Raw genomic sequence first — 14650 nt, 5'->3', positions numbered from 1 at the left:
GTTCTCAACAATATTGCGTAAAGGGTGGCTACTTTATGAAGTTAGCTACTTTATGAGGTTAGCGACGCTATGAGTAAAGTGGCCAATGCTGACTTTGAATACGAGCAATGAAGTGGCGTAGATCGTCTTCAAGCGGACGATCCTCGACAATAAACTCAAATTCTTTCAATACTTCGTCGCGAATGTGCTTTAGGTTTTTACTCATATGGTGCTCATCCAACTCATTTTGGCGTTTACGAAGCTCAAGCGCTTGTGTACCAGCCAGAAGTGATGCAGCGGCAACTTGCTCGGTCAGTTCAAGAACACGTAAGCAATCACGAGCAGCAATGGTTCCCATGCTAACTTTATCTTGGTTGTGACACTCAGTTGAACGAGAGAACACACTTGCTGGCATAGTGTGTTTCAATGCTTCAGCAGTCCAAGCTGACACGCCAATCTGTACCGCTTTGAAGCCGTGATTAATTGGTTTACGCTCGCCTTCTGCACCGGTTAGGTTGAATGGCAAACCATTATTGAACTTGTAATCCATCAACTGCGCCATTTGGCGGTCAAGTAGGTCGGCAAGGTTGGCGACTGCTGTTTTTAGCGTGTCCATTGCCATTGCAATATGCCCACCATAGAAGTGCCCACCGTGCAGTATGCGCTCATTATCACCGTCGATGATTGGGTTGTCGTTGGCACTGTTGAGTTCATTCTCGATCATTTGACGTAGCCAAGGTAGAGCGTCTTGTACAACACCGATCACATGCGGAGCACAACGTAGCGAGTAACGATCTTGTAGACGGTCACTATTACGTGGCGGGCGATCAGCTTGAAGGTCGTCGCGCAGCCACGATGCAATTTGTTGTTGGCCAGGGTGAGGTTTCACTGCGAATAGAGCTTCATCGAAGTGGAAGTCATTACCCTGTATACCCACTGACACCATCGCCGTGATTTTTGTCGACAGTTGAGCTAGGTATTCTGCACGTTTGTAGGCGATACAAGCGAGAGCGGTCATCACTGATGTACCGTTCATCAGTGCTAAGCCTTCTTTAGGCTTGAGCTTGATAGGGCGAATGCCGAGCTCTTTATAGACGTCACTGGTTGGGCGCACTTCACCTTTATAAATAACATCGCGCTCACCAATCAGTGCCGCTGCCAAATAAGATAAAGGTGTTAGGTCGCCACTGGCCCCCACCGATCCTTCTTGAGGGATACGTGGTGAGATATCTTGATTGATTAGCGTGACGATTTGATTCAATAGATCGTGAGTAACACCGGATACCCCTTGTGATAATGAACAAAGTCGCGTTGCAAGTACTGCTCGAGCTTGTTCGTGAGACAGGATTTCACCTAAACCACAACCGTGAAAGCGCGTGAGATGCAGTGGTAATTCATCAACAAGGTTGGGTGGAATGGCAACAGTACATGAGTCTCCATAGCCTGTTGTGACCCCATAGATCACGCCTTCTTCTTTTAGTAAGCGCTCTAGAAACGCGACACCGCGGTCGATTTTAGAGGTAAATTTGTCGCAGGTATTCATCGAGGCTTTTGCGCCTTGAGAGATAGCGACAACATCTTCAATAGTGAGACGTTCTGCACCAAAGGTGATGCTATTTGGATTCTTTTTCGTCATGGTGCTGGTTGCTCAATGTCCAAAAGTTATAAAAGTTGTACCACTGAAGCGGCGCTTTCAGTGTGTAGTGTTGAAGTCGGTCTGCGTATTGCTGCACGGCTTGTTGTAAAGATTGTTCGCGAACGTTTCTTGGTAGCGCTATCTTGTCGCTAAAATGCTCGAAATAGACATTAAAATGTGGCTTAGGTTGTGAATCGTCACGCAGTCCAAACAATAAAAATACGGGGGCTTTGAGGACTGAGGCTAACATAAATGGCCCCTGAGGGAAGGGGGCTTGTTTGCCCAAGAATTCAGCCCATACTGAACGACTCTCTTTGCTGGTGGAGGTTCTATCGCCAACAATCACAATCCATTCGCCTTGCTCCAACTTCTGTTGTAACAAGATAGCCGTATCCGGCCCCATCGAAGTTACCTGAATCAGGTTCAAATCAGACTGCGGGTTAACCGCTTTCATTACGGAATTAAAACGTTCGGCGTGTTCTGTAAAAACCAGCGCGTTGATTTTGATGTTTGAGTGCCTACGACCCAAAGCTCGACACAGTTCAATATTGCCAAGGTGAGATCCCAGGATTAGCACACCTTGCTTATTGGCCACCATGCTTTCGAACTGATCTTGGCCATGGATGGTCAGGTTATCGACTGAGAAATCACCTTTCCATGCTGCGAGCTTGTCTAACATGGTATGACCAAAAGAAAGTAGGTGGTTATAGCTGGTTAACTCCGCGGGTAACGCTATATTCTGCTGCTCTGCGTACGCTTTTAATTGGAATAGATATTGCTCAGAAGCATTTCGCGCGCGTTTGCCCGTTAAGTGGTAGTAACGCATTACACCACGCAAGATCAGGTTGAATACACTGCGACCTAGTAGGGTGTAAACAGCCAGCAGTAACTTGATGCCAAGTACGGTACCGCGTTCTTGAGTGCGAGACCAATGGGGTTGTTCTGACGCGTTGTTGTTTGATTCAGCCAAGAAATCTTGGGTTTGACCACTTTTAGTAGAATCGGATTTGAAATGACGAGCTATCAGCTTGGGTGCTCTTGGCAGCATGCCAAAGAACAATCGTGTGTGCATCCAGCTGATTTTTACATTATCCCACAGTGCATCAAAATGAGAGACGCCGTTTTCAGGATAGATAACGCGCGTTTCAATAAAGTCGATGTCGCAGCCTTCCCAATACAGACGGACCAGAACCTCGATATCAAAGTCCATTCTCGATCCCACATCGTATTTGTTGAGTACCGCTTGAGTTTGGTTTATCGGATAGGCTCGAAAGCCACACATGCTGTCTTTGATCGATAGAGATAGGGTCTCTATCCACACCCAGATGTGTGTTGCGTAGCGTCCGTAAAGCCTAGCTTTAGGCACACTCTCGTCATAGACGGGTTGGCCTGATATCAGGCGTTGTGGGCGCTCTTGAGACGCTTGGATTAATGCGGGCAAGGCTTCTAGATCGTGTTGACCGTCAGCATCAATCTGAATAGCGTGGCTAAAGCCAAGTGCTTGTGCTTTCTTAATGCCAGCTTTTACTGCACCGCCTTTTCCTTGGTTGTGCTTAAGTGTCACCAGAGTGACATTTGAGTTATCAGCAAGGGGAGTCAAAAACTGTTTGGTCTCGAGTTCACTCCCATCATCAACAATAATGATCGGAAGCTCAAAATTAAGAAGTGATGAGACCACCGAGGGCATGGTTGCGCCGTGGTTAAAGCACGGAATCAGGAAGCAAGCCTTGTAGTTGCTTTCGCTTGCTGCGTGTTGAGAAACAGCCTCGTTCGGAGTGCTATTCACTTTTCTCTCCCAGCTTCATTTTGCCTGAAGAGTGGGTCTGTTCGCCGTGGTTCGAGGTGTAGCTGAAGCTCAGTTTATTTTTGTCGGCGTCCCACTTGAGTGATAGCTGAATGGTTGAGTCAGGTAGGATCGGCTCTTGGAACTTGATGACCTCCATGCCTTTAAAAAAACCTGGGACACTCATTTCTTGCACGGCATAGTGGAGCGCCCAATCAATCTGAGTAACACCCGGAAGAATAGGGAAGCGCTTGAAGTGCCCCTTAAAATCGGTGATGTCTCCGCTAACATGGAGAGTCAGAGTCGATTCCTTCTCTGCAGTGTCAACAGCAATAACGTTTGGCTTTCTCTTATTCATAGCAGGTGCTTAGAATCCTTGGGCTGAAAATAGGGGTTCTGACAAAAATATAAAAAGATAAACTCAGTGTAAAACACGATAAGTGATTTCTATGATTTTACGAGTTGCTCTATGTGAGAGGTTAATCGCTTGCCTTGGCTGTTAAGGGGAATCTCATCAACCACACGATACTTTCTCGGGATTGCAATTGGCTCTAACCATTTTCTGAGCTCTGAACGTAGCATCAACCAGAACTTGCCTTTACTCATGGCCGCAAGTGTCGCTCGGCCTTCATCGGATAATACCAAAACTGACGCTAAGATTAAGCGTTGCGGCTCTTCAAATGGAATCACCACACATTCACTTATCCAAGGCAGTTGTTCTAGTCGCTTTTCGACTTCAACCAGTGATACTCGTTTTTCTTCTATTTTGATCACTCGATCGGTTCGCCCTTTCAATACAAATTGATTTTTTGAGATCATTTCGCACTCATCAGCCGTTTGATACCAGTTGTTTTTGTCGATGTATGGCGACAATAACTTAATGCAATTCTCACTGTTAAGCTTAGCTTCAATACAGTCAAAAAGCTGCCAAGGTGTTTGAGCGCTCTCTTGCTGACGGAATGCAATGCCGCCGGTCTCAGTGCTACCGAACACCTCGATAGGTAATTGACCAAGCAGGCTGCGAGCTTGGTGAGCCGATTCGGTTGGCAACGGGCCGCCTGAAGAAAACACCCCCGCTAGGCGCGCGGACTTTGTTTCGTGCTTCAATCGTTTGAGCAGAGCAGGGCTGCTGATCAACACGCTGTTTTTATTGGCATGAGACAGAATTTGTTCAGGGTACTCAAGGTTGTGTCGAGCAAATGGAACGCCGGAGCAGAGCGGCCATAAGAGTCGAAACAACAGGCCATAGATATGTTGGTGTGAGACCGTGCTGTGGATTTGATTACTCTTTAGCATCTCGCCCCAATTTTTATTTAATTGAGCGGTCTCAATATCGAGGTGTTCTAATGTTTTATTGATTGCCTTGGGGCTGCCGCTTGAACCTGAGGTAAACAGGGTTAATTGGACCTTTGATAAATCAATGAGAGCGAGAGCGTTTGCTCGAAATGTCGATGTTTTGGTGTTTGAATCCAACAGTGTTTGGATATTGCGAACGTCATCAACCTCTACGGCTCCAATCGAATTATCGACCAGCAGGCAATCAAAATGTTCACTTAACTCGGCCAGTGCACAAGGTTGGTAGTTGCCCGGTAAGATGATGTGTTTGTTGCTGATAGCCGATGCCAAAACGGCCACCGAAAATAAGTAGCTGTCTTCGGTGCAAATTGCAACTCGTTGAAAAGGGGATGAAGATAAAAGGTGTACGAGTTGAGATAAGTCGTCGTTAAATGTTTGCCACGTAATTTCGCTATTGTCATCAAAGCAGACAATCGATTCAGGGGCTCTGGTTTGATGGAGAAGCTCAGATAACGAGATGTAAGATACGGTTTGGGTCATAACAATTTAACTCTGACGAATGCGCTGTCTTACTATCCACTCTCCGGCAAAGAGTAACCCTGCGAATAAATAGCTGAGTAAGCCATTGTATAGGGTCCATATTTCAAGAGATTGAAAGCAGGTATAAAGGGCAATAGAGCCATTGATAATAAAGAATAGGCACCAAACTTTGGTGACTTTCCGAGTGTAATCAATGCCACTTTGCGGCAGTTCCGGCTCTTGGAGGCGAGCAAGGCGTTCGATAATGGTTTGCGGTTGCCAAAGGCTTGAAGCGAACACCGTTAACATACAAACATTAACGATGACCGGATAATAGGTTAACCAGCCATGTTGCTTAAAGGTTAACCCTAATGCCAGTAGAATAATGCCTGCACTGCCACTTATCCAAGCTAAGTGTTTTAACTCTTTGATCTTGGCCTGACCACCTGTGAAAATACGGACAGCAAAGATAACGGCTAAGACGAGCCCAACGGTTTGGAGCCCAAACTTGTTGAGCCCAAAGTAAACCGCGATTGGATAAGTGAACAGTACGATTGCCGACAATAAAGTCAGCAGAGGACGCATTATGCGTCCTTCATGAGTTCAACCACAGAGTTAACAACGTCATTGACGGTGCGTACTGCTTTGAACTCTTCTGGTTTGATCTTTTGGCCTGTTACATTCTGTAGGTGAACAACCAAATCAACCGCATCAATACTGTCGAGATCTAAGTCGAGATAAAGATGAGCTTCTGGAGTGATATCTTCAGCATCAAGCTCGAACAACTCAATCAGTGTATCTTTGACCTGGTTGTATACTTCTTGTTGGTTCGTTTGTGTCATAAGAGCTACCTAGTTGTTCGTTTGAGATGAGATGTAGTTCGCTAGGTTTTCAACCGAGGCAAAATGTTGGCGAGTGTTCGAATCGTCGGCATCAATAACAATGTTGTACTTTTTCTTGATAGCAAGACCCAGTTCTAACGCATCAATCGAATCTAACCCAAGTCCATCTGCAAATAGTGGTGCTTCAGTCTCAATTTCATCAATACTCATGTCTTCAAGATTTAATGCATCGATGATCAGTTGTTTCAGTTCGTTGTGTAATGTTTCCACTTTGGCCTACTTAATACTTTATTTAAATGCTGCTTTAAGGGGGATTCTACATTATGTGATGTATTTTAAAAATGCGATATCGCCAGTTGTTTTATTGAAACGCTAAATACTTTCTTCTGAGGGGAAAATCGTTTGTGCAAGATGATGATTAAGACGTCTTGCTGCTGAAGTTAAGTTATTCGAGCTTGTAATAAAGGGTGCGACTTCTATTTTACCTTTCACCGCGATATGAAAAAAGGGCTTTGTCGTTGGAACTTGATACCATTTTTTCTCTTTGGTTAAGAATGTCGGAGAAACCGTAATATGAATCACGCGCAAATCGGTTTGTGTTCGAGTGGCAATTTGCGCGGCCCCACGTTGTAAGGATGGTTTAATTCCGGGCGTTGTGCGAGTTCCTTCGGGAAAAACCAGCAGCACATTGCCACGTGAGAAACGTTCTTCACAGCGCTCTAAAAGATCGTCAGGGGCTTGGTTAGGTATATAACCGGCCGTTTTGACAATCCTTTTCATAAAAGGGTTTTTCCATATCGCGGCTTTTACGAGACAGTCACACTGAGGCAGTTGGGAGGCGATCAACACATAATCAATTAAGCTTGGGTGATTGGCCACGATGATGCAGTTGCGATCTTCTCGGAGCCGTTCAGCACCATCAATTCGGTAATCAATTGCGCCCGTAAACTTCATAATCTGGCAAAAAGCATGGAATGAGAAACGAATCAATCGTTGTGCTTTAAGCTCTCTTTTAATGGTATTGGGAGTGGTTAGCGCGATAGCGGGTAAGATTAAGAAGCTTAATACTAAGCCGCCTAGACCAAAGATGGTAAAGCAGAGCCCTGTCGCGAACACTCGCCAATATTGGTCGACTTTGCTCATCGTGCTATTCCCGGTTTTTCGTTATTTACCCATGACCAAACTTGGTGTGTGCCTGCAATTGTCCAATAAGGGGGATCTAACAGGATATGCTGTAGAGCTTGCAAGCCTTGTGGCAATTCTGTGGTTGATCTTTCTTTGGTTACGGTTCTTGATACTGAGTAGTCATTCCCTGAGGTGATCACCAAACCCAAAGCATAATCGGCATAATTTTGCGTTTCGAACTCTTGATAGAGCTCAGGCAAAGGTTGGTCAAAGTCTATCACGAGTACACGGTGTGATGGGTGCTGGTGAAGGTAAAGATAAGCTTCCATCAGTGCACAATGGAAAGTATCTTGTCCTGCGGCTATTGAGGTCAGTGGAATCGGTGCTTGGGCAGCAATCGTGGTGAGTCCCGCTGCGGTATTGTGTACTGACTGAGAAAACGCCATTGGTGAAGCGTCATCGCCGTCTAATATCGATTGAATTAATAGGGCGGTTCTGTGTAACTCACCATGCCGACTGGCAAAGACCAGATAATCAATCGAAGTGTCTTTTAATAGAGTCAATGCGGTTTGGACAGCAAGCTTACTTAGCACACTCATGCGACGACGCATCATCGGCGGGATGGCTTTAAATTCAGTGGTGCCATTGTCTGGCCAAGCTAAATTAGCGCTCCACCTTTTCCAGTCGACATCGGAATTGAGCCCTGCAGAATTGGCCGTCCATTTCTCAATATTAAACGACATTAATTGTGATTGATTTGACATAGAGTATTGATTTGCTTTGAGTCTGACTAAATACTAGGGTGTTCATAAATAAACACAGAATAAGAAATTTAAATGAAATTACTAAAAATAGCTGTTTCAATGATATTCATATTTGTTCTTGCTGGTTGCGGGCGTGTTCAACCTGTAATGAATGTTGAGGATACTCCAGTTGCACTGAATCTTCAAAGTAAACAGGTGAAATCAGCCATTTATGAATCGGCGGAAAAGCGAGGTTGGTTGGTTTCAGAAATAAAGCCAGGTTTGATCCGTGCTGAATTGTATGTGCGTTCACACCACGCTGTGGTTGAAATTCCTTATAGTAATAAGTTTTACTCTATTCTTTACGTTACATCAGAGAATTTGAAGTATGACGATGGTGAAATACACCGTAATTACAACCGCTGGGTTAATAACTTAAACGTTGATATTAAACGTAAGCTGGCACAAATGGCAGCTGAGTAACTTCCTCTTAATTTTAAAGTTAGGTTTTTCGTGTCGGAATATAAATTAGATCCATTCAATGCATTAGAGGCAAAAACAGAAGCGCAAAAATTGTCTTTCGCTCCTATTGTTTTTCATACTGCTCGTACACTCCGTGATTTAGGTATTTTAAAAGCGTTAGATAATTCGGGTAACGGTGGCTTACCTGCAGAGACGATCTCTGAAATAACGGGGATATCCGAGTACGGCGTTAAAGTTCTGCTCGATATGGCGTTAAGTGCGCATATTGTTACTTGGGATAAGCCTAACTATAAAATGGCCAACCTTGGTTTCTATCTTCTGCACGATGGTATGACCAACGCAAACATGGATTTTACCGCTGATGTTTGTTACGCCGCGATGATGCATTTAACCGAAGCCATTGAAGAAGGCACACCAGCAGGCTTGAAAGAGCTAGGAGATTGGGAAACCATTTACCAAGGTTTGTCTCAATTGCCAGAAAAAGCAAAAGAGAGCTGGTTCAAGTTCGACCACTTCTATTCGGACCGTTCGTTCCCTGTGTTGCTCGAGAAAGTCTTCAGCAAGAAACCTAAATCGCTGGTGGATATCGGTGGTAACACGGGTAAGTGGGCGATGCAGTGTTGTCATCATGATTCGGACGTTGAGGTGACGATTGTAGATTTGCCACAGCAACTAGAAATGGCGATGGCAAACGCGGCAAAGCATGGTCATCAAGATAGAGTAACGCCATTCCCCGCTAACATGCTCGATAAACAGCAAGCATTGCCAACGGGCGCTGATGTGTGGTGGATGAGTCAGTTTCTGGACTGTTTCTCGCCAATGGAGATTCTGAGCATATTAAAGCGTGTTCGCTCTCATATGTCAGAGGAGGCGACTGTCTATATTCTTGAACTGTTTTGGGATGCACAGAAATACGATGCGGCTTCTTATAGCTTAAATGCGACGTCTCTCTACTTTACCTGCTTGGCCAACGGCAACAGTCGCTTTTACCGCAGTGAAGATTTCTTAGAGATCGTTGAAGAAGCGGGCTTCGAAGTGGTGACCCGTACGGATGATATTGGCCTTGGCCACACGCTTCTTGAATTGAAAGCGGGCGAGCAATAAAAAATAACAAACATGGCTTAAATTAATGAAAAAACTAGCAACTCAAGTGGTGATCATTGGAGCAGGGCCTTCTGGGTCTATTGCTGCGTCTTTGTTACACCAAAAAGGTATCGACGTTCGAGTGATTGAAAAGAGCCTATTTCCGCGTTTTTCTATTGGTGAAAGCCTATTACCAGCTTGTATGGAAGTGATTGAACAGGCTGGGATGACTGACGCAGTAATCAACGCCAACTTCCAATACAAAGATGGCGCTGCCTTTCGCAAAAATGGTGTTTATACGGCGTTCAATTTTGAAGATAAGTTCTCTTCTGGTCCAGGAACCACGTTTCAGGTTCAGCGAGGTGCCTTTGATAAGGTATTAGCTGATAGTGCCGAAGCGCAAGGCGTTGCCATTGATTACCAGCATGAGTTAGTGGGCATTCATTTTGCCGAAGATAGCACTGTTTTAGAGGTGCAAGAGCTTAATGGAGAGCGCTATCAGCTAGAAGCGCAATATGTATTGGATGGCAGTGGCTTTGGTCGAGTGTTACCGAAAATGCTTAACTTGGAAGAGCCGTCATCACTTCCTCCACGCAAAGCTATTTTTACGCACATTAACGATCATATTGCTGAGGTGGATTCCGACTTAGAATATGATCGCAATAAAATACTTATCTCTGTGCACCCAACCAACCCTGATGTTTGGTATTGGTTGATCCCGTTTAGCAACGGTGTCTCGTCATTTGGTGTAGTCGGAGAGCCTGAGTTTTTTGAGTCTTATCCAGAAGACAAAATTGCTGCGATTAAACAACTGGCAATGGAAGAGCCTGGTTTAGCCGAGATTCTGGCAAATGCAGAGTATCCGAACCCAGCCGGTGACATCGGTGGCTATTCTGCCAATGTAAAACATCTGGCGACGGATAAGTACGCGTTGCTTGGCAATGCTGGTGAGTTCCTTGACCCGGTATTTTCATCCGGCGTGACAATTGCGATGAAGTCGGCTCAGTTTGCGGTTGAGTGTGTGGAAAAGCAGCTTAACGGTGAAAAAGTCGATTGGGAACGCGAGTATGCGGATCCGTTGATGGTTGGTGTCAACACTTTTAGAACGTATGTCGAGGGGTGGTACTCAGGTACTTTGCAGGATGTGATTTTCTATCAGGATCCAAACCCAAAGATTAAGCAAATGGTGTGCTCTATTTTGGCCGGCTACGCATGGGATCAAACCAATCCTTATGTTAAAGAGTCAAAACGCCGATTGACAACACTGGCTGAGATATGTCGAAGCTAGAGGTATGTAGCCATATGCGAGAAGTGTTAAGCCCGTTAATCTAACTATAAAAACAGCCGCGATGACGGCTGTTTTTATATCTGCTCAGTCTGGGTCACGGATTCTATTTTAAGTTAATACTGTTCAATCGACCCATAAAGATAAGGAGCTCTATCACATCTTTGTGGGCATCAAGTAGGGCGCGTTTGGTTTGGCTGTAGGCTGCAAGTCGTCCGTGTTTCTTTATAGAACAGACCTTTGTTTTGTATTTGTAATCGCCATTCTCAGAAAATACGCGCCACTTAGCGATATAGCATTCGTCTCTATGCTCGGGGTCCGTTTGAGTCGGGTTTGGCTTGAATACTATTTTAGGTTCTAAACTATGCGGCAAGCGCGTCATTAAATAGGGATCTTTAAGGACTTTTGGCCAAAATTTCCCCCACAGCTCTCTGCCGAGTTCATCTCTCAATTTAATGGTTTTCTTTAGTGCTTTCTTTTCACCCAAACGAACAAAACCAACAGAACGATGTAAGACTGTATCATCTGGGGTATGAATATGGATTTTAAAAGCGGTCTTGCCTTTTGATATAAAGCGATAACCGGTCGCACCAATGAGATTATTCTGGTTCATAGTTTGCTAAATGATGATTATGTTATTAATAAGATTACGACAAATACGCTAAAACCGAAACTCATCATGAAAAAATAAAGCCTTAACAACAGTGCTAAGGCTTTATTCAACAGTATGATTGTCGCTAACTACATGATTTTCTGCATGACATCGCCAATTTGAATACTTGCGGCAAGGCTTGGTTGATCAATCGTGAGTTCCGCTTCGTTTTCGTATACGCGAGAAACCGTCAATGTGATATCACTTTGCGATACTTTGTTACGTGGTAAGCCTCTTTGGTCGATAAATGAACCCGTATGCCACAATTTAAGTTTGTCACCTTGCTGTACGCCATGTATTCGACCTAAATCAATGGTGACAGTGTTGTCAAAAACCGCGGCCACTTCCGGAAGTGTAATCTTACATGACACTTCAGATTCCAAGTCCAACATAATATCGCGGCTGACGCGAAGCATCATATTGCCGTAGGTGGATGACCAGAAACGAGCACTACGCGTATCGACTTCACTGGTCTTAGCAAATGGCCACTTTGCCACTTCACGGTAGTTACGGCTGTAAACTTGCTGTCCTGTTTTACCATCAAATACTTGCATTTCTAACGCAAACTGGCGGTTGATGATGTCGTCTTTTAAAAGTTTAGATTCCACCGTTGCGGTTAAATCGGTAATCTCGCCTCCAATAATGTATTGTGCGCCGGTGTCTTGAGCGATCATCTTGATGACTTCTGGTCGACGTTTATCTATTTCGTAATTTGTCGTGCCGACAGAAACAAAGCTGCGTGATTCTTGTGCCAGTTGTCGGTCAATGATATGGCTGAAATCATCTCCGATGTTATAAACCCTTCCCATCACGGCTTGTTGAGGGGAGGTGACATCAATGTTTCCGACCAAAAATGTCTTTTTGTATTGGTTGTCATGGCAAGCATTTGCCGAAGGGTAGATATCGATTCTTGCGGTGACCGTTAAATTGCCACCGCGAGTCTTCTCTTTTTCAACTAATATGTAGCGTACTTCGTGGTTGGTAAACTGGAACTCTTTTTTGTTCGAATCTAGATAGGGCGTAAGGTTAGATATACTGCCAATATCGGCACCTGAAAACTGCACGGCCTTATATAGGGCGTCTTCTAGCGCGTGGATCCTTGCGGTTTCTTCCGACGATACGATGGTTGCAGTGCCGGTAACCTCATACCAAGAGGCATGAGCATTGAAACTTATTGTTATCAGTGAACTTATTGAAAATAAGTAAGAAATTATTTTTTTCATTTATTCGTTACCAGTTGGGTATAAATATTGCTTAACAAATAACTATAAGCTTGAAGCTGACTTAAGTGCGTTTTTCTTAATCTGAACCATTAGTGAAAAGCAAAGACTGTTCCAACATTGTAATCCATTGAAAAGAATAATGGTGAGAACATGTTAATACAGTAAGCACGAAATATATCTGGAGATAAGAGAATGAAAAAATGGCTCGTAGTAATGAGTGTCATGTTAATGACATCATGCGCTTATTCGCCAATCTATAACGGTAAGTCTGAATACTCAGGCAGCCAGTTTATGTTGATGGACAGCCCTCGTCATACCATGGATTTTTTCGTGGAAAGTATGACCGAAGATTTGATTATTTCGAATACCGGTATTTCAGCAAGAACACCGATTGCGATCACCTCTTTTGTTGATCTACAGCATATGGACACCACAAACTGGCTTGGAAACTCAGTATCAGAAGGTTTTATTCACCAGTTTCAGCGTCGAGGTTTCAAGGTTGTTGATTTTAAAACAACAGGTTCTATCCAAGTTACTCACCAAGGTGACTTTGCACTCAGTCGTGATTGGAAAGATCTCGCTCAAGAGCAAGATGTCCAATATGTTTTGACGGGAACGATGCTTCGCCAAGAAGGCGGTGTTCTAGTGAATGCTCGCGTGGTTGGAATGCAAACTCGTATTGTGGTTGCTTCAGCGCAAGGTTTCTTACCCGCAGATCGTATCGGTCGTGACCTCGATACCCTGAACAGCATTCGAACTCAAGATGGTGTGATTATTCGTTCGGACCCAACGATCACTCAGCCTTATACTGTGATTCTTCGCCCTTAGGAGTTTGAAATGAAGAAGTTAATATTTGTTGTTGCTGCTTTATTGCTTGTGGGTTGTCAGCCTATTCAAAGTATGAGAACAGACGATTCTTTGGTTGCTGTTGGTTACGCAAGTATCAGTGAGCAAAAAGGACGTACCGACGAAGAGAAACGTATCCGTGCGATGAGAGCGTCTAAGGTTGATGCGTACCGTGAACTTGCGGAACAAGTCTATGGCATGCGAGTGAGTGGCCGAGCTGAACTTGAAGATCAACGTCTTGGTATCGAACGAACTTCAGGTGCAGTTGATGGTGTCATTCGTGGAGCCGAAGTGGTGCGCAGTTACCCGGTTGGCGATAGTTACGTCACAGAGCTTCAGTTAGATATCCGTAAAATGAACCAGCTACGTAGTTACGGTGAAGTTCAAGCCGTACCAGAGAAGAGACAGAAAACATTATTCTAGATTCATGAGGATTTTGTTTCAGGTTCTTTGAGTTATATGAATGGCGACTCGTTTTCCAGATGGCGTAGCGGCAATCATTAACAGTCAATAAAATAAAGCGGCAAGTATGAAAATACTTGCCGCTTTTGTGTCTTTGCGGGTTTGTTGACGTATTTCATAGGGGCGTAAAAATGCTGGCTAAGAGCTAAGAGCTAAGAGCTAAGAGCTAAGAGCTAAGAGCTAAGAGCTAAGAGCTAAGAGCTAAGAGCTAAGAGCTAAGTGTGAGATAACAAGCAGGACTCGTGAAGGGGGGGGGCTAGGCTTTTATATTGGTTCCCAGAGTTGAAATCGTATGGGTTTGACCACCGGCATTGTAAGTCATACCAATCTTTCCGTGGCTTTGCTGCATCATGTTGCTGAGTTTTTTGAAGCTAAGGTGTGCTCGATTCAGTGCTTCACCATTGACGAGATTCGATTGATGACAATCATGAACTATGGACTTGATTGTCTTGACTAACTCGACAAGTTCCGGATTTTCGGTGAGTTCTGAGATATTACTATGGGCTGCAATGCGCTGATCGGTCAACCGAAGTTGTTCGACAAGGACTACTTTTTCTTTGGCGATTCGCTCAATATCGTTTGATTGTCGGCTAGTGATAGCAATTTTCTCTGAATTCAATAATTCAGATAAGGCTTTGGCATTTTGAAGTTGAAAATTAACTAAATCTGCTAGTGCCGCCATAATGTAAACCT

At 44.3% G+C, this 14650-nt stretch carries 17 protein-coding genes; 5 read left to right on the top strand and 12 right to left on the bottom strand.

Annotation, left to right across the window (positions count from 1 at the left end):
- Positions 1-67: 67 nt before the first annotated feature.
- The 9 genes from L4B77_RS08470 to L4B77_RS08430 form a co-directional block, all read right to left on the bottom strand.
- Positions 68-1615 carry an HAL/PAL/TAL family ammonia-lyase gene (locus L4B77_RS08470; protein ID WP_429749762.1) on the bottom strand — a complete coding sequence of 516 codons (1548 nt, stop codon included), beginning with the start codon at positions 1613-1615 and terminating at the stop codon, positions 68-70.
- Positions 1593-3401: a glycosyltransferase family 2 protein gene (locus L4B77_RS08465; RefSeq protein WP_429749760.1), complete on the bottom strand. Its 1809-nt coding sequence runs from the start codon at positions 3399-3401 to the stop codon at positions 1593-1595. The genes L4B77_RS08470 and L4B77_RS08465 overlap by 23 nt, the downstream gene beginning before the upstream one ends.
- The gene (locus tag L4B77_RS08460) at positions 3394-3756 is read right to left on the bottom strand and encodes an ApeI family dehydratase (RefSeq protein WP_429749758.1); all 363 of its coding nucleotides are present in this window, start codon (positions 3754-3756) and stop codon (positions 3394-3396) included. The genes L4B77_RS08465 and L4B77_RS08460 overlap by 8 nt, the downstream gene beginning before the upstream one ends.
- Positions 3757-3845: 89 nt before the next feature.
- On the bottom strand, positions 3846-5234 hold the full coding sequence (locus tag L4B77_RS08455) for an AMP-binding protein (protein WP_429749756.1): 1389 nt from the start codon (positions 5232-5234) through the stop codon (positions 3846-3848).
- Positions 5235-5240: 6 nt separating this feature from the next.
- The gene (locus tag L4B77_RS08450) at positions 5241-5798 is read right to left on the bottom strand and encodes a COG4648 family protein (protein WP_372093478.1); all 558 of its coding nucleotides are present in this window, start codon (positions 5796-5798) and stop codon (positions 5241-5243) included.
- A complete protein-coding gene (locus L4B77_RS08445) occupies positions 5798-6055 on the bottom strand; it encodes an acyl carrier protein (protein WP_261839124.1) in 258 nt (85 codons plus the stop codon). Before L4B77_RS08445 ends, L4B77_RS08450 begins: the two co-directional genes overlap by 1 nt.
- A gap of 9 nt (positions 6056-6064) precedes the next feature.
- Positions 6065-6325 (bottom strand): phosphopantetheine-binding protein, encoded by a 261-nt coding sequence (locus L4B77_RS08440; RefSeq protein WP_261839125.1) that lies wholly within the window; start codon positions 6323-6325, stop codon positions 6065-6067.
- Between the two features lie 102 nt (positions 6326-6427).
- A complete protein-coding gene (locus L4B77_RS08435; protein ID WP_429749753.1) occupies positions 6428-7198 on the bottom strand; it encodes a lysophospholipid acyltransferase family protein in 771 nt (256 codons plus the stop codon).
- Positions 7195-7944, bottom strand: coding sequence for a beta-ketoacyl synthase chain length factor (locus L4B77_RS08430; protein WP_372068182.1), 750 nt, complete (start codon positions 7942-7944; stop codon positions 7195-7197). Before L4B77_RS08430 ends, L4B77_RS08435 begins: the two co-directional genes overlap by 4 nt.
- Positions 7945-8016: 72 nt before the next feature.
- Here L4B77_RS08430 and L4B77_RS08425 point away from each other — a divergent pair, with 72 nt between their 5' ends.
- Genes L4B77_RS08425 through L4B77_RS08415 form a run of 3 tightly spaced genes read left to right on the top strand, consistent with a single transcriptional unit; the run spans position 8017 to position 10777 of the window.
- Positions 8017-8406, top strand: coding sequence for a hypothetical protein (locus tag L4B77_RS08425; RefSeq protein WP_429749751.1), 390 nt, complete (start codon positions 8017-8019; stop codon positions 8404-8406).
- A 30-nt stretch (positions 8407-8436) separates the two neighbouring features.
- On the top strand, positions 8437-9510 hold the full coding sequence (locus L4B77_RS08420; RefSeq protein ID WP_261839128.1) for a methyltransferase: 1074 nt from the start codon (positions 8437-8439) through the stop codon (positions 9508-9510).
- 25 nt (positions 9511-9535) lie between these two features.
- A complete protein-coding gene (locus L4B77_RS08415; RefSeq protein WP_372040658.1) occupies positions 9536-10777 on the top strand; it encodes an NAD(P)/FAD-dependent oxidoreductase in 1242 nt (413 codons plus the stop codon).
- 103 nt (positions 10778-10880) lie between these two features.
- Here the strand turns inward: L4B77_RS08415 and L4B77_RS08410 are convergent, their stop codons facing one another.
- Together L4B77_RS08410 and L4B77_RS08405 are read right to left on the bottom strand one after the other, a co-directional pair.
- A complete protein-coding gene (locus L4B77_RS08410; protein WP_261839130.1) occupies positions 10881-11387 on the bottom strand; it encodes a Fe3+-citrate ABC transporter substrate-binding protein in 507 nt (168 codons plus the stop codon).
- A gap of 128 nt (positions 11388-11515) precedes the next feature.
- A complete protein-coding gene (locus tag L4B77_RS08405) occupies positions 11516-12649 on the bottom strand; it encodes a flagellar assembly protein FlgT (protein WP_372040660.1) in 1134 nt (377 codons plus the stop codon).
- Between the two features lie 192 nt (positions 12650-12841).
- Between L4B77_RS08405 and L4B77_RS08400 the strand changes: the two genes are divergently transcribed.
- Positions 12842-13477 (top strand): FlgO family outer membrane protein, encoded by a 636-nt coding sequence (locus tag L4B77_RS08400; RefSeq protein ID WP_261839132.1) that lies wholly within the window; start codon positions 12842-12844, stop codon positions 13475-13477.
- Positions 13478-13486: 9 nt separating this feature from the next.
- Positions 13487-13918 (top strand): flagellar assembly lipoprotein FlgP, encoded by a 432-nt coding sequence (gene flgP, locus L4B77_RS08395; protein WP_261839133.1) that lies wholly within the window; start codon positions 13487-13489, stop codon positions 13916-13918.
- 295 nt (positions 13919-14213) lie between these two features.
- On the opposite strand, the gene L4B77_RS08390 is transcribed toward flgP, so the two are convergent.
- A complete protein-coding gene (locus L4B77_RS08390; RefSeq protein ID WP_261839134.1) occupies positions 14214-14639 on the bottom strand; it encodes a flagella synthesis protein FlgN in 426 nt (141 codons plus the stop codon).
- Positions 14640-14650: the final 11 nt, after the last annotated feature.

This window comes from Vibrio minamisatsumaniensis (assembly GCF_050337445.1).
GTDB lineage: Bacteria > Pseudomonadota > Gammaproteobacteria > Enterobacterales > Vibrionaceae > Vibrio > Vibrio artabrorum.
Note: the sequence above shows the minus strand (reverse complement) of the source record. Positions and strands in the feature narration are given on the sequence as shown.

Excerpts from the sequence above, each read along its gene's own strand:
- L4B77_RS08470 (WP_429749762.1), bottom strand. The coding sequence starts at position 1,615 with ATGACGAAAAAGAATCCAAATAGCATCACCTTTGGTGCAGAACGTCTC.
- L4B77_RS08460 (WP_429749758.1), bottom strand. The coding sequence starts at position 3,756 with ATGAATAAGAGAAAGCCAAACGTTATTGCTGTTGACACTGCAGAGAAG.
- L4B77_RS08455 (WP_429749756.1), bottom strand. The coding sequence starts at position 5,234 with ATGACCCAAACCGTATCTTACATCTCGTTATCTGAGCTTCTCCATCAA.
- L4B77_RS08450 (WP_372093478.1), bottom strand. The coding sequence starts at position 5,798 with ATGCGTCCTCTGCTGACTTTATTGTCGGCAATCGTACTGTTCACTTAT.
- L4B77_RS08445 (WP_261839124.1), bottom strand. The coding sequence starts at position 6,055 with ATGACACAAACGAACCAACAAGAAGTATACAACCAGGTCAAAGATACA.
- L4B77_RS08435 (WP_429749753.1), bottom strand. The coding sequence starts at position 7,198 with ATGAGCAAAGTCGACCAATATTGGCGAGTGTTCGCGACAGGGCTCTGC.
- L4B77_RS08430 (WP_372068182.1), bottom strand. The coding sequence starts at position 7,944 with ATGTCAAATCAATCACAATTAATGTCGTTTAATATTGAGAAATGGACG.
- L4B77_RS08425 (WP_429749751.1), top strand. The coding sequence starts at position 8,017 with ATGAAATTACTAAAAATAGCTGTTTCAATGATATTCATATTTGTTCTT.
- L4B77_RS08415 (WP_372040658.1), top strand. The coding sequence starts at position 9,536 with ATGAAAAAACTAGCAACTCAAGTGGTGATCATTGGAGCAGGGCCTTCT.
- L4B77_RS08410 (WP_261839130.1), bottom strand. The coding sequence starts at position 11,387 with ATGAACCAGAATAATCTCATTGGTGCGACCGGTTATCGCTTTATATCA.
- L4B77_RS08405 (WP_372040660.1), bottom strand. The coding sequence starts at position 12,649 with ATGAAAAAAATAATTTCTTACTTATTTTCAATAAGTTCACTGATAACA.
- L4B77_RS08400 (WP_261839132.1), top strand. The coding sequence starts at position 12,842 with ATGAAAAAATGGCTCGTAGTAATGAGTGTCATGTTAATGACATCATGC.
- flgP (WP_261839133.1), top strand. The coding sequence starts at position 13,487 with ATGAAGAAGTTAATATTTGTTGTTGCTGCTTTATTGCTTGTGGGTTGT.
- L4B77_RS08390 (WP_261839134.1), bottom strand. The coding sequence starts at position 14,639 with ATGGCGGCACTAGCAGATTTAGTTAATTTTCAACTTCAAAATGCCAAA.